This window comes from Streptomyces sp. NPDC006512 (assembly GCF_040611935.1).
Lineage (GTDB): Bacteria > Actinomycetota > Actinomycetes > Streptomycetales > Streptomycetaceae > Streptomyces.
Map to the genome: position 1 here is coordinate 64,359 of NZ_JBEXPG010000026.1, position 12,931 is coordinate 77,289.

Annotated in this window: 11 protein-coding genes; 4 read left to right on the forward strand and 7 right to left on the reverse strand. The window is 69.9% G+C overall.

From position 1 onward, the window contains the following. The first annotated feature begins 150 nt into the window (after positions 1–150). The 3 genes from ABZZ17_RS19690 to ABZZ17_RS19700 all read left to right on the forward strand — a co-directional run bounded on the left by ABZZ17_RS19690 (position 151) and on the right by ABZZ17_RS19700 (position 3,874). Positions 151–603 carry a hypothetical protein gene (locus tag ABZZ17_RS19690; protein ID WP_356877572.1) on the forward strand — a complete coding sequence of 151 codons (453 nt, stop codon included), beginning with the start codon at positions 151–153 and terminating at the stop codon, positions 601–603. A gap of 257 nt (positions 604–860) precedes the next feature. Next, a complete protein-coding gene (locus ABZZ17_RS19695) occupies positions 861–1,067 on the forward strand; it encodes a hypothetical protein (protein WP_356877573.1) in 207 nt (68 codons plus the stop codon). A 635-nt stretch (positions 1,068–1,702) separates the two neighbouring features. Then, positions 1,703–3,874 (forward strand): hypothetical protein, encoded by a 2,172-nt coding sequence (locus tag ABZZ17_RS19700; RefSeq protein ID WP_356877574.1) that lies wholly within the window; start codon positions 1,703–1,705, stop codon positions 3,872–3,874. On the opposite strand, the gene ABZZ17_RS19705 is transcribed toward ABZZ17_RS19700, so the two are convergent. The 4 genes from ABZZ17_RS19705 to ABZZ17_RS19720 form a co-directional block, all read right to left on the reverse strand. Beyond that, entirely contained in the window at positions 3,869–4,171 is a 303-nt protein-coding gene (locus ABZZ17_RS19705) for a hypothetical protein (RefSeq protein WP_356877618.1), read from the reverse strand. The genes ABZZ17_RS19700 and ABZZ17_RS19705 overlap by 6 nt on opposite strands. A 245-nt stretch (positions 4,172–4,416) precedes the next feature. Continuing rightward, positions 4,417–4,857 (reverse strand): hypothetical protein, encoded by a 441-nt coding sequence (locus ABZZ17_RS19710; RefSeq protein WP_356877575.1) that lies wholly within the window; start codon positions 4,855–4,857, stop codon positions 4,417–4,419. 53 nt (positions 4,858–4,910) lie between these two features. Next, on the reverse strand, positions 4,911–5,237 hold the full coding sequence (locus tag ABZZ17_RS19715; RefSeq protein ID WP_356877576.1) for a ribosomal protein L7/L12: 327 nt from the start codon (positions 5,235–5,237) through the stop codon (positions 4,911–4,913). A 253-nt stretch (positions 5,238–5,490) separates the two neighbouring features. Then, entirely contained in the window at positions 5,491–6,402 is a 912-nt protein-coding gene (locus ABZZ17_RS19720; RefSeq protein WP_356877577.1) for a hypothetical protein, read from the reverse strand. 625 nt (positions 6,403–7,027) lie between these two features. Between ABZZ17_RS19720 and ABZZ17_RS19725 the strand changes: the two genes are divergently transcribed. Beyond that, positions 7,028–8,413: a hypothetical protein gene (locus tag ABZZ17_RS19725; RefSeq protein WP_356877578.1), complete on the forward strand. Its 1,386-nt coding sequence runs from the start codon at positions 7,028–7,030 to the stop codon at positions 8,411–8,413. 71 nt (positions 8,414–8,484) lie between these two features. Here the strand turns inward: ABZZ17_RS19725 and ABZZ17_RS19730 are convergent, their stop codons facing one another. The 3 genes from ABZZ17_RS19730 to ABZZ17_RS19740 all read right to left on the reverse strand — a co-directional run bounded on the left by ABZZ17_RS19730 (position 8,485) and on the right by ABZZ17_RS19740 (position 12,897). Then, a complete protein-coding gene (locus tag ABZZ17_RS19730) occupies positions 8,485–8,934 on the reverse strand; it encodes an XRE family transcriptional regulator (protein WP_356877579.1) in 450 nt (149 codons plus the stop codon). 683 nt (positions 8,935–9,617) lie between these two features. Continuing rightward, positions 9,618–10,313, reverse strand: coding sequence for an RES domain-containing protein (locus ABZZ17_RS19735; RefSeq protein ID WP_356877580.1), 696 nt, complete (start codon positions 10,311–10,313; stop codon positions 9,618–9,620). Positions 10,314–10,590: 277 nt separating this feature from the next. After that, positions 10,591–12,897 carry a WD40 repeat domain-containing protein gene (locus tag ABZZ17_RS19740; protein WP_356877581.1) on the reverse strand — a complete coding sequence of 769 codons (2,307 nt, stop codon included), beginning with the start codon at positions 12,895–12,897 and terminating at the stop codon, positions 10,591–10,593. Positions 12,898–12,931 lie beyond the last annotated feature (34 nt).

Consider the following 12,931-nt stretch of genomic DNA (forward strand, 5'->3'; position numbering starts at 1 on the left):
CGATGCTGACCGGGGCATCCTGACGGACGCCACTGACAGAGGCCGTACAGTCCAGCGCGGGGTTTCAGCCTCATGTCACTGTTCGAGACAGATGTCGACTGGCTTCGATGGCCATCACCCGGGTCAGTTCGGCGGGCGCCATCAGCGCAGGTGGCCAGCAACATAGTGTTCTTCCTCGCCCCCGACGACGAGACCGCTGCTGCGACGCGCCTGGGAGGACCTGGAGAGGCTCTTGAGTCAGTGACCTGCCGTTTCATTGAGCCGGACAGTGCCATCGCGCAATGGGACATGTACTTCGAGGAGCCTTCGACCGAGGCCCCGCCGGTTGAGCAGCTCCTTGGGTGGGCGTGGCCGGAGTGGGTCACTGCCCCTGTGAACGACGGCGTCGAGGTGTTCGCTCTGCCGCAGCGATTGACCCGGGCGCTGGCCAACGCGAGCTCCGCCGAGCTGGAAGAGCTCGGCGGCCGCTGGACCACGCGCCTCCGGTCCGAGGACGGGGACGACATGACCGACGATGACCTGCCGGCGGTCCTCCGGGGAGTTGCCCGGCTCGCGGCGTCTGCGGTGAACACCGGTGGCGGGCTCTACAGCTGGAGCTTCTGACCGTCCTCCTGCGAGGGATGCTCGTTTTGACGCCGCAGTACGCCGAGAGCCCGGTCCCGGTGGCGTCGAAGTACAGAGTGAAGAACCAGGAGCGGTCTACTGCGATGATCTTGCCGGTACCCCGCTCCGGTACGCCGCTCCGGCCTCCCGCCCGGTTCATAGGAACCGCCCCGAGGACGAAAGCCCGCTCCGCGGGTCGGCCGGCAGCGGATAAGGGATAGTCCAGGTGCCTGGGACGGGACGCATACCCTGCCCTCATGGACGACGATCAGACCACTGGCACGGGCGAAAGCCTGACAGACCAAGAGGTGGAGCAGCTCAAGGCCCTCCTTCGCCGGTTCTGTACCCATGAACTGGACCAGTTCGAGCTCATCAAGACGCAGAGCCCCCACGCGGAGGCGTACATCGTGATCTCCAACACGCCGATCCCGGGCACCGAACCCAAGGACTACAACACCATCTGAACAGGCCCCCTGGACAAGTCACTCCCCCAGTCCGTGCGCCTTTCGCCTGTAAGAGCGGGCGGCGTACAACTGCGCCTGGCCCACCGGCTCCACGGAAGCCGGGCCGGAGTCTCCCACCCCCGGGTGTTCACCGCAGCGGCAGCGTGAACCGTGGCCGGGGCAAGGTCCAGGGGCCGGCAGGTGGCTGAGTACCGGCCGGGCCAGGCCGGGCCAGGCCGGGCCAGGCCCGTCGCTGCCCGCGTCCGGGGTCTCGCTCACGTCCCGTGTCAGTGGCCTGTGGGATCGTGCCCACCCCTGGCCTCGCGACGAAGGAGAGGGCCCCGTGGCCGCACGGCCCGCCCCTGTACGTTCCCTGACGACCCATCCGGAGCCACATTCAGCCCGGCGGGGAGGGCCCCGATCCATGCCTCTCGACGATCCGGAAGGGGGCATCCGCTCTCGGGGATTCGAGCCACTGGAGCCCTACCCGGGAACCGGCCGTACCCCCCTGGCGCTGCCTGTGCCCCAACGGGCATGAGGTCGAGGTGATCCCCCACCGGTTCCTCACGGGAAGGACCTCCGGATGTCCCACATGCGGCCGGGCCGAGGGAGGACGCCGTCGTCGTGAGGCCGCCGAGGCCAAGCACACCGCCGTCATGCGGGCGGCCGGGTTCGAACCGCTGGAGCCGTACCCCGGCAGCGGGGCGCCGTGGCGGTGCCGGCACCTGGCGTGCGGAAACGTCGTCACCTCCAGACCTGAGTACATCGGTACCGGCAGGGTCGGCTGCAGGGAGTGCGCGAAGGAAAGCCGCCGGGCCGTCCTCCAGCAGCGTGCCGGCGGAGCCGAGCGGGCCGAGGCGGACATGCGGTCGGTCGGTCTCGAACCCCTGACGCCGTACCGCAGCAGCGGGATGCCCTGGCCCTGCCGCTGCACCGGGTGCGGGCACGTCGGTACGCGGCGCCTGTCCTCCATTCGCACCCTGATCAAAGCGGGGACGGCGTCGGGCTGCGCCGCCTGCAACCGCAAGGCCCGTGGGGAGCGGCAGCGCAAGGACAACGCCGCCGAGGCCGAGGCCCTGATGCGGGCGGCCGGATACGAACCGTTGGAGCCCTACCGGGCGGCCGCAGCGCCGTGGAACTGCCGACACCCCGCATGCGGTGAAGAGGTCCGGGTGCGGGCGTCAAGCGTTCGCCGCGGATACGACCCGTGCCCCGTCTGCCGGTCCGAGGGATACCAGCGGCGGGGCGCCGCCCGCCGCGTCGACTCCGAGGAAGCCTGCGCCCTCATGCGCGCGAACGGATTCGAGCCGCTGGTCCCCTACCCCGGCGCCTCCGCGGGCTGGCGCTGCCGCTGCACCACGTGCGGGAAGGAGTCCAGGCCCATGTACTCCGGCGTCAAGGGGCGTGGGTACGGCTGCGGACACTGCGCGGGCAGCGCACCGCTGGACCCCCGGGCATGCGCGGCCGAGATGCGTACGCACGGATTCGAGCCGCTGGAGCCCTACCCCGGAAGTGACAAGCGCTGGCTCTGCCGCTGCCCGAGCGGGCACGAGGTGCACCTGCGCCTGACCGGGGTCCGCACCGGCAGGGGATGCCGGATGTGTGCCACACACGGCATCGACCTCGCCGGACCGTCGAAGGTCTACGTGATCACCCACCGGCGCTGGAACGCGGTCAAGATCGGTATCGGCGCCTGCACCGGCCACACCTCCCGCCTCGTCCAGCACCAACGCCGGGGATGGCAACTCCATCAGGCCCGCGATTTCACCACCGGCGCGGCCGCCTACGACGTCGAGCAGGCCGTGCTGGACCGCCTGCGCGGGGCCGGGCTCAGCCCCTTCCTCACCAAGGACGTCATGCCGAACGGCTGGAGTGAGACCTGCTCCGCCGACCGTGTCTCGGCGGCCGAGCTCTGGGCGATGGTGGAGGAGGAAACCCGGAACACCCAGGAGCCCTACGCGCCCCGAGTCGGCGGCCGGCCCCGTGCCGCGTTCTTGTTCGACGCGGACGCCGCGGCCGCCGAGATGCGGGCTTGCGGATACGAGCCGCTGGAGCCCTACCCCGGCCGTACGAACGCGACCTGGCCCTCGCGGTGCACGACCTGCGGGCACGAAGGCCGCCCGACCTTCAACGCCGTCCGGAACGCGGGACAGCGCTGCCGGGTCTGCCGGACAAGGGCCGCGCAGGCGAAACGGGTCGCGGCGAACGCGCCCAAGGCCGGCCAGGTGATGCGCGCGGCCGGACTCGAGCCGCTGGGGCCCTACCCCGGGAGCGGAACGCCGTGGCTGTGCCGCTGCACCTCGTGCGGTCGCGAGACGACTCCCACGTACGCCAACGTCAACAGCGGTTCGAGCGGATGCAGGTTCTGTGCCTTCAACTCGGCGAACGACGAGCGTGCGTCCGCCGAGATGCGCGCGGCCGGGTTCGAGCCACTGGAGAACTACCCCGGCCGAACCACGGACCCGTGGCGCTGCCGCTGTTCCTGCGGGAACGAGGTCACCACACGCCTGGCCTTCGTCCGGTCGGGAACGGCCGGCTGCAAGAAGTGCCCCCGAGCCGGAGGCCGTACCGATCCCTCGACGGCCGCCGCCGAGGCGCGCGCGGCGGGGTTCGAGCCCCTGGAAACCTACCCGGGGAAGACCACCGACCGCTGGCGCTGCCGTTGCTCGTGCGGGGCGGAGACCACGGTGACCCTGACCAGCATGAGGCGAGGCCGTCAACGGTGCGGAAAGTGCTCCCGGAGTGCGCCTGTGCGAGCGCCTTCCACAACGGATCAGCGTACGGATCAGCGTACGGACCGCCGGAGGGGCACTCCGCCGATGTCATGACGGCCGGGCTGCGATCTGTCGACGGGCGGAGTCCCAGACGACTTCGAACTCGTCAGAGGTCAGCTGTTCCGGATCGTGGCCTTCCCACTCGGAGACGGGCAGTTCCGCTGTGATCCCGAACCGGTTGTCGTACTCGTCGGGGCGGCCCGTGTCGTAGGCCTGCTGCCACTCGGCAAGGGAGGCGGCCGCGATCGGCGTCAGCTCAGGCCCTGCGAGCTCGACCTGCCGGGTCACCCAACTGTCCGCGTCGACCTCGAAGTAGAACCAGACGTCTTCCTCGTCCCAGTGGCAGCGCATCCATGTCGTCACCAACCCATGATGACGGAGCGCCTCAGAGCCGGGCCGGCCCCTGGAGAACGCGGGCGAGTACGTCGATGTGGCACCCCGCACCCAGAGCAGGCCGCAGCCATCGCCGCCCCGATCCTCCAGGGCACCCGCCTGGACTGAGCCGGGGGGAACCAGCCCCGCCGACGCCCGCACCGGCTCGGGCTGGTCCGGCCGGTCGTCGACAATCCGCACTCTCACGACCGCGGTCGCCCCCACTATGAGGGGCGAAGAGCAGGATCGATCTCTGCCAGACTCTCGTGCAGCCGACGGGCTCCCCGGACGACGCGATCGTCCGTGCCGCCTGACATCTCCTCGCAGAGCCGTAGCGCCTCGTGCAGATCTTCCGAGAAGAAGCTGAAGACATCGACGACTGCGGTGTGGATCCAATCGGCGTGGTTGTCGTTGGCGACTGCCAGTGCGGACGCGACAATCGCCAGTCCGGCCCTGTCGTTTCGCCGAAGCAAGCCCTCCGCGGTGCGCCGGGTGACGAAGGTGTCACGCGAATCGAGCACGAGCCCCAGCAGCGGTTCTACGGCCTCCGGCATCTCGGCGAACCCTGCCAGGCTGTGACCGGCATCCGCCCGGTCACGCCAGTCATCGCTTCGTCCGAGCTCGCCGAGCGTCACGACGACCGCACGCCGCAATTCACTGTCCACGGATCCGCCAGCCCCTCCCACGATTCCGGTCAAAATATCATCGGGGCGACGCCCTAACGGACGGTCGCCCAGTCGGTGCCCGGCGGGCAGCTCGCCCGACAGGTTCCGGCTGGCCAGGGCCCCTTGCACGGGCCCGGGTCGACGGGAATCGCCTCCCGCGTGATGGTGCGGTCGCACCAGTCGCACAGCAATGCCGCCTCTACGCCCGCGTCCTGAAGGTCGCGGGCCGCATCATCCGCGGCTTCCAGCCAGCCGGGTTCCGTGACCGCTACCGGCACGCTTTCGAGGAGGAGTTTGCTGTTCCAGAGGCTGAGGCCGGTGACCGTCCGGACCGCGCGGAGCGCCTCCGTCTTCCGGTCTCCCACCGCAGTCACCAGCACACGGAACCCTGGCTCCTCCACACACCCTCCCCCGCCCCATCCCAAGCCGTCCGGCAAATGAACCATCAGCGGCGGCGCCTACCTGTGGACGGCCGACGTCTGTGCCCGCGCCCGGGCGCGCGGCGGCCCTCCCGTGGGGAGGCCGGGAGGGGCGCCGGGCCGGGGAGGACCGGTAGCCGTCACCGTAAACCCGCCACGTCAGTCGGCGGTAGGCATATGACAAGTACGGGTCCGGCGAATGCCGGCGTGTGCCTCAGCCCGGGACGGTCAGTACGTACCACTGCCTCGTGGTGCGGCGGCTGCGCAGGTACAGGTGCGGGCCGCGGCAGACGGGCCGGGGATACCGGTTGACGGGATCGCCGTTCGGCCAGGTGAGCTGCGAGCGTTCGACGATCACCGCTCCGTCGCCGGTCAGGCGGCACAGGTGTAGCCCGCGCCGGCCAGAAGCATCCGCGCCTCGTTCGTGGCCGCCCAGGAGGAGCAGGTACTCGTCGCGGATTGCGATGGCGTACGGGTCGGTGACGGGCAGCGTCCGGATGCGCCATGGTTCGCCGGCTCGTTTCTGGGCGAGGGGCGATCCGGGCCAGTAGGCGGCCCACGCCACCGAATCGGTGACGTTGAGGGCGTTGATCCCGGCCACCATGCGGTAGAGCTCCGCGGGGCGCAGGTCCTCCAGGGTGTTGCCCCTGCTGTCCCAGCGGACCAGCGCTTGTGCGCTCACGGGGTCGTCACTGTAGATGCCTTCGTCGGCGTAGCCGGTCCAGAAGTTGCCCCGGCGGTCCGCCTGCAGGTGCAGGAGCCGGTGTCCCAGGGCGAACCGTCGCACGGGGCGGCCGCTACGGTCGAAGACCTGGCCGTTGCGTTCGCCCGGCCGGCCGTGGCCGTGCAGGACGATCCCGCCGTACGGAAGGGCATCGAGCGTGGTCGGGTCCACGGCCACGCCGTGCAGGATCCGCTCCCGGAACCTGCCCCCGTCAGATATGACGAGGAGGGCGTCGAAGGGCATGCTCAGCGGTGCGGGGACGGCCCTCCCGAACTCGCGGGAAGGGAAGCGGGCATCAGGGCAGATCAGCCAGAGGGTCCGGCCCCACGCATCCACCGTGGAGGCCAGGACCTTCCGCTCGTCGTACTGCCGAGGTAACAGTGCGTACGGACGCAATGCCACCAACGTCAAAAGATCACCTCACGGGCGAAGGAACACTGCCCCCATGATCACAGACCCGGACCAGTCGGTGAGCCCGCGCACTGCGTCAGTGATCGCCCTGCTCGCCAGGTCCACCTGGCAGGGGTGATGTCGACCAGTGGTGGGGGTGCTTTGCCTGATGGGATCAAGTGGCTGGCGACTCTGGACGGCCAGTTGGAGAGCATGGTCTTCGCACGTGGTGTGTCCCCAGAGGAACTGGCTGTGCGCATGGGAGGCGTCCCACACGCGGCGACGGAGTCGTGAAGGTCGGGGAGAACGGGGGGTGGGCTTGCGCCGTGGAGTACGGGGACTCCACCGGTACGGACCGCTTCGCGGAGATCGCGTCCGGCGGCGTAGGACGCCGAGGGTTCACTCTGTGTAGGCCACACTGCCGCGTGCTGTCCTCAGCGAGGGCCGCCTGCCTGCCTACGCCGTCCGCAACACCCCCGCCATACGCACCGGGCAAGCGCAAGCCGACGACTACCGGCAGATCAAGGCATGGGCCGTCGCTCTCGGCCTCGTCTGGGACGGCACCGGCGGCCGCGCCCCTCCTCACATCCGAGAGGCCGGGCCTACGGGAGGTCTAGGTGGCTTCTAGGCTGGCCGTGTGAACGTTGACGATCTTCAGTGGCAGGCGAGCAACTGGGGTGGAGTCTCCCCGCAGGTGGTGGACTGCCTTGTGGGCGGTGGGCATCTGGAACTGGTGGTGCGGGCCGCCGACGAGCGTGGGGACTGGTTCTGCGCACAGGCGGCGGTGCGTGAGCTGTGTGCCACGGAGGAATTCGAACGGTCTTGGGCGTTGATGAAGCCGTTCGCGGATACCGGCTGGCTGCCTGCCGTTTCCGCGGGTGCCGACATCCTGCTCCGGTGGGGCCGGGTCGAGGACGCCCTGGCGTTGGCGCGCCCGGACGGAGCGACGTGGCAGGCAGTTGAGGTGTGCCGGGCCTACGCCGAGGTTCTGGTGAAAGCCGGCCGGGTGGACGAGGCGATCACGGTGCTCGAACCTCACCTGGGGGATGCGCGGGTGCCGGCCTCCCTGGTTGAGATGACCGAGGGGCAGGGCAAGGACGAACGGGTCCTTGAACTGATCGTCCCGCTCGCGGAGGAGGCCAGGCGGGTCCAGGCTGAAGGACGATGCTCCTCCTTTTGGGAGGCTTTGGGCTTGCAGGCTGCCGTCCTGGAGAGGTCGGGGCGGGTCGAGGAGGCGATACAGATCCTCGGCGCGGACGTGGCCGCTCGCCGGTACGGTCCCCGGAACACGGTCGCGTCCTACGCGGAGCTCCTCGCCCGGCACGGACGGATCGAGGAACTCCGCCAGGCGGCCACCGGTGGCCACGCCCGCGAGGCGTTGGCTCCATTGGTGAGGATCTTGGAGGGGGCGGGGCGGGCAGGTGAAGCCGAGGCGATGCTGCGCGCATTCATCACCACGGCCGAATGCCCGCGCAACGGCCAGTACCTCCTCATGAATCTGCTGGCCGGGCAGCATCGGATCGACGAGGCCCTGGAGGCGGTGCGGCCCACCTTCCAGAACCTCTGGGACGGCCTTCTGCAACCAGCGGTGCTCATGCTCGTCGACCACGGACTTCACGAACGGGCACTGCGGCTCCTGGACGAGTGCAGCCCGGAATTCCTCGAAGAGACGCACTGGGTTCCGTCCAACCGATGGTGGCTGATGGGGGAAACCGGGCGCTGCCGCGAAGCCATCGCGGAGGTCGAGGCGATGCCTGACCTGGATGCGGACGAGCGGGACAGCACGATCGCCTCACTGCTGGCACAGGACGGCAGACTGGACGAAGCAATCGAGTTGCTCCGGCCCCATGCCGGACTCAGCGCCGCCACAGACCTCGCCAAAATGCTGATCAGACAGAATCGATCCGCCGAGGCCATCGCTGCCATACCCAGTGTCGCCGCCCAGCGGGAGGACGCTCAACGCCGGTGGGGTACTTGGAGCAGCGCGGAGGCCGAGTCCACCGACGGGCGGCCGCTCCAGTAGTTGCGCGCGAGCGCCACCAGCCGACCGGTGTCGCGCCGAGGGGTGGGATCGGCGGCTGAGGCGCCCGCTCGTCAGCTGCCGTCCACGTACGCGCGTGCTGCGACCATGACGTCGCGACGGCGTCCGGCGGCGATGCACAGTGCGGGGGCTTCGTCTTCGAGCTGGGGGTTCATTCCGATCATCCAGGCGCGTGCGGTGTAGACGCTTTCAGCGTCCTGGATCAGTTGGAACACCTGCAGTGCCGCGCGCAGTTGTTCCTCGGCCTCCGGGCGCGGGGTGGTATTGCCCGAGGCCCATTTGCCGACCTGCTTGGGGTCGCTGATGCCGGCGATCCTTGCGGTCAGTCGCTGGCCGAGGTTGTCCTGGAGGAAGCGGGCGATCTCGCTGATGTGCATGCGCACGGTGGTGACGTGGGCCCGTCCGGCGCTGAGGTCGCTCTTGCTGGCAGCTGTGGTGGTCTCGATGGGCATGGCGTGGTCTCCCTCGGTGCCCTGACTACGCGCCAGTTTGGTGGCGGTCACGTGTCGGACGGTGGGTGCATGGAATGCGCACAGGACCAGGCTGTCGCATGCTGCTGCGAGGGACGATCGCATGGACGCTCGGTCACGGCGAGCAAGTGAACGCTTCTGATGTTCCTGCCCCGCGGGGAAGCGTGACCTCTGCGGGGTGTGTGGCGCCGGCTACAGGCCGGCGCTCAGCATCGTCGCTTCCCGGTCGGATGGGATCCGGTGCGCGGATGACCGAGGGGTTCCAGGCCGCGGGCGAGGGCGGCGTCAGGCCTGTCGGCTTGGATCGGAATCAAGTCCCAGGCGGGCAGTGCCAGGACGGGCGTCAGGCAGCCCGGCGGTAAGAAGGCACTCTTCGTGATCATGCTTCCCCCTACATCTTCCTCGTCGGTCCTACTCAGATTACCCATTATCACTACCTAACTCCACCTGTTAGCAAGAACCGGCACCTCTGCTCATCACCCGTCAACAGTGCCGTTTGGAACGGCAATTGCCAGCTGACCTGGTCGGACTCCCCGGTTCGCAGCGGCGTACGGGGCCTTCCCGCCGGCGAACTCGGCAAGAAATCCTCCGTTCGGACTACAGGCGGGCAGGTTGTTTTCCCGGTGGACTTTCCGGTAGGCAAGCCGGTGGGTTTCGGGTGGGCGCGTCAACGCGCGTGGGCGCGTGGGCGCCTGTGGACACGGGTGGGCCTGTGGTCAGAGCATCTTGAGTCCGTACTCGTCAGCGACCTCGCGCAGGGCTTCCGCCTCGGGGAAGACGAGGCTGGACTCTTCCTGCTTGAGCTCGACGTCACTGAAGACGGCCCAGCACTGGCGCAGGCCGAAGCGGGACCGGTAGGCGATGCCGTGGATGAGGCGTTCCTTCTCGGACGGGCCGGTGCGCTGGGTGATGGCCCACGCGGAGATCTGGCGCGTGATGCGCCGGTTGAATCCCTGGACGTGCGCGGTGGTCAGTCGCCGTACTCCAAGTGCCGCAAGTTCGTGGCGGAGTTCCCGGGAGAGGGCTTCCAGGGTGCCTTCGTCGTCGACGTCAAGGAAGCGCGCTTCCTTGACGGGCTGTAAGCGGACCAGGGTGTGGCGTGTGGACCAGTCCCGTGGCAGCTGGCCCGGGAGCATGTAGGAGGTGCCTTTCCAGTCCTCCTGGACGTCTTCGAGCATGGTGGGGTGGACCCGGAAGGGTGCCAGGGCCTCGGCGAAGCACCCGTCGTGGTCCGTGGCGCAGTAGAGCGTTCCGTAGGTCACCAGGCTCCAGCGGTTGCCTCCAGCGTGCGAAGCGTCTTCCATGCTGATCGTTTCGTACTTCAGGGGTTCGTTCGCCTTGCCCAGGCGCCAGATGCCACGCTCGGGAGCCTGGATCAGGCTGACGCCCGGTGGGGTCTTGTCCGTGGTCATCTGGCTGCTCCTTGCTCCGGCCGCGCCCGGCAAGGGGGTGCGCGCCGGTAACGCTCGTGGCTCGTCGGTTCGCTGTTGCCGGCATGGGTCGCCGAACAGGCCGGGTTCGTGAGAGAGCCGGTGTGTGGTCGCGCGGCGTGCAGGCTGGGCGGGGGTCTCGCTGCGTGCTGGTCGTTGGCACATGCCGAACGATCATTTTTATGCGCTGGTGCGACTGAAGCGAGCCGTTGGTGCGATCAGTTGGGGGCGCACGAGAGATTTCAGGGGGCGCATGACGTCAGGGGGTCTTGCGCTGGCGTTCGCCGAGTTCGAGTTCGAGCGTGGCAGCGCCGGCTTCGCCGGCGAAGGCGAGCACGATCCGCGTGGGACTGGCCGAGGGGTGGGCGGTGAGGGTCAGGACGGGGCTGCCGGTGGCGAGCAGCAGGAGGCAGTGACCGTTGGCGGTGTTCCAGATCCTGATCGTTCCGTCGTCGGAGGCGCTGGCGAGGAAGCTGCCGAGGCTGTCGAGGGTCCACAGGGCGAGGGCGCGCACGGCGCTGGTGTGACCGGTCAGCGGCTCGTTCAGCGGGCGGTGTTCGAGGAGGTCCCACAGGCGGACGGTACCGTCCTGCCCGGCGCTGGCCAGGTGTGGGGGCAGGCCGGCGGCGGGGCTGGGGTTGATGCCGATGGTGTGGATGCGGCCCTGCATGCACCGCAGAGGCCGGCGCAGGGCGCCGTTTTCGATGTCCCACAGGCGGACGGTGCCGTCGGCGCCGGCGGTGGCGTACCAGTCCTGGCCGTGATGGTCCGTGGCCGCGGCCACCGTGAGGACGCGCAGGTCGTGGCCGTGCCAGTCGCACAGCAGGCTGCTGTCGTCCAGGTCCCACAGTTTGGCGGTGTGGTCGTCGGAGCCGCTGAGGAGCAGGTGGCGGCCGTCTGCGGTCGTCAGAGGGGCGAGGGCCCGCACGCGCATGATGTGGCCTTCGAGCGGGTCCGGGAGGTGGGTCCGGGTACCCGCGTCCCACATGCGGATGCCGTGGTCCGGGCCGGCCCACAGCAGGGTCCGGCCCTGTGTCCGTCGTGCCCAGGCCACGGCGGCGGGCGCTGCCTCGGTGGGGACGCTGGTCACGACGGTCCCGCCGGCCACGTCCCATATGTCGATGCCGGGATGGCGGCCGCTGAGGGCGAACCAGGGGGAACTCGTGTGGTCGTCGCGGGCCAGGACCCCGTTGGTCACGCGTGGTGGTGCGGGCGAGCCGGCGTCGAGGGCCGCGTCCAGGGCCTGGTGGTCCCACAGGCGCAGGGTGTTGTCCAGGGATGCGGAGGCGAGTGCGTCGCCGCCTTTCACGGTGACGCGGGTCAGGGCGGTCACGGGTGCGCTGTGGCCGCTCAGCAGTGCTGCCGGCCCGGTCTGTTCGGTGTTCCACAGGGCGATGTCGTTGGCCGAGCAGGCGGCGAGCAGGTGGCGGGAGCCGACGGCCAGGGCTGCCAGGCCGGTCACGGGGCCGGCGCCGGCGTCCAGGGTCGCGGTCTTCCCGGCGGTCCCCCACAGGGTGACGGTCCCGTCCGCGTGGCCCGCGGCCACCTGGCCGGCCCGGGTGGTGGCGGTCAGGGCCCGCACGGGGCTGGGCACGTCGAAGGCCGCGGCCGTGTGCCGGCAGTCCTCCGGGTCCCTGAAGGTCAGCGACGTCCCGTCGGCGATGGCGAGCAGCCGCCTGCCCGTCCCGTCCTCGAAGGTGGTCAGGGCGACCTTGCCGGCGCGTGGCGTCTCCCCCGGCAAGGCCAGGAGGTCCTCGGCTCCCATGCGTTCGTTCCAGCGCACCACTTCGGCGCACCCGTTGACGGCGAGCACGGCCAGTTCGTCCTCGGCGTCACGGTAGGCGCTCAGGTCGTCGATCCAGATGCCGGCCGGCCGGCGGATCTGGTCGATGAGCGATCCGTGGACCGGGTCCCAGGCGCGGACCGCGCCGTCGGCGCTGCCGGACACCAGTACCGGTCCCTGGCCTGGCCGGGTTCCGCTGAGCAGGCGGCACACCAGGCCTTCGTGTGCGGTGATGCGTTCGCCGACCGCGCTTCCGTCGGCGGGGTCGATGATCTCGATGCCGCCGTGTTCGTCTCCCGCCGCCAGAAGGGGGCGGCCTTCCAGGGTGGTCCAGGCCGCGAGGGAGTGGACGGGGACGGCCACCTTGGCCAGGACGTTGACGGGCGGGGTCCACTGGGACCACAGGACGGCCAGCCTCGAACTGGGGGGCGATGCCACTTCGGCGGGCATTCGGGCCCGCGGCACCCGGGGGAAGCGCAGGCCGGCGTAGGCGAGCTGGAGACTGGCCAGCCGTGAGGGCACGTCCGCCCGGTGCAGGTACGGTTCGACCGTGGCCCAGGCCTCCAGCCACGACCCCGGCTCCCTCGCCCCGGATGCGGCCAGCATTCCGCGGATTCCGGCTCCCGTCGCCCAGGGCAGCAGTTCCGCCGGGACATGGGCGTCGTCGAGCGCGTCTCCGAGCTGGGCGTGACTGGCCAGGTACCGGCGCACGTACGGCGGCGGGGGCGTCTCCCCGTCTCTGGCGATCAGCTGCGCCAGTGCCTCGGCGATCCGTGCGTGCACACCCGGTTCGTCCGTCGGCTCCCCCGCCTGACCT

What these genes read in the sequence shown, in the direction of transcription:
- ABZZ17_RS19695 (WP_356877573.1), top strand. Translation starts at nt 861, where the DNA reads ATGGACGACGATCAGACCACTGGCACGGGCGAAAGCCTGACAGACCAA.
- ABZZ17_RS19700 (WP_356877574.1), top strand. Translation starts at nt 1,703, where the DNA reads ATGCGGGCGGCCGGGTTCGAACCGCTGGAGCCGTACCCCGGCAGCGGG.
- ABZZ17_RS19705 (WP_356877618.1), bottom strand. Translation starts at nt 4,171, where the DNA reads ATGCGCTGCCACTGGGACGAGGAAGACGTCTGGTTCTACTTCGAGGTC.
- ABZZ17_RS19735 (WP_356877580.1), bottom strand. Translation starts at nt 10,313, where the DNA reads ATGACCACGGACAAGACCCCACCGGGCGTCAGCCTGATCCAGGCTCCC.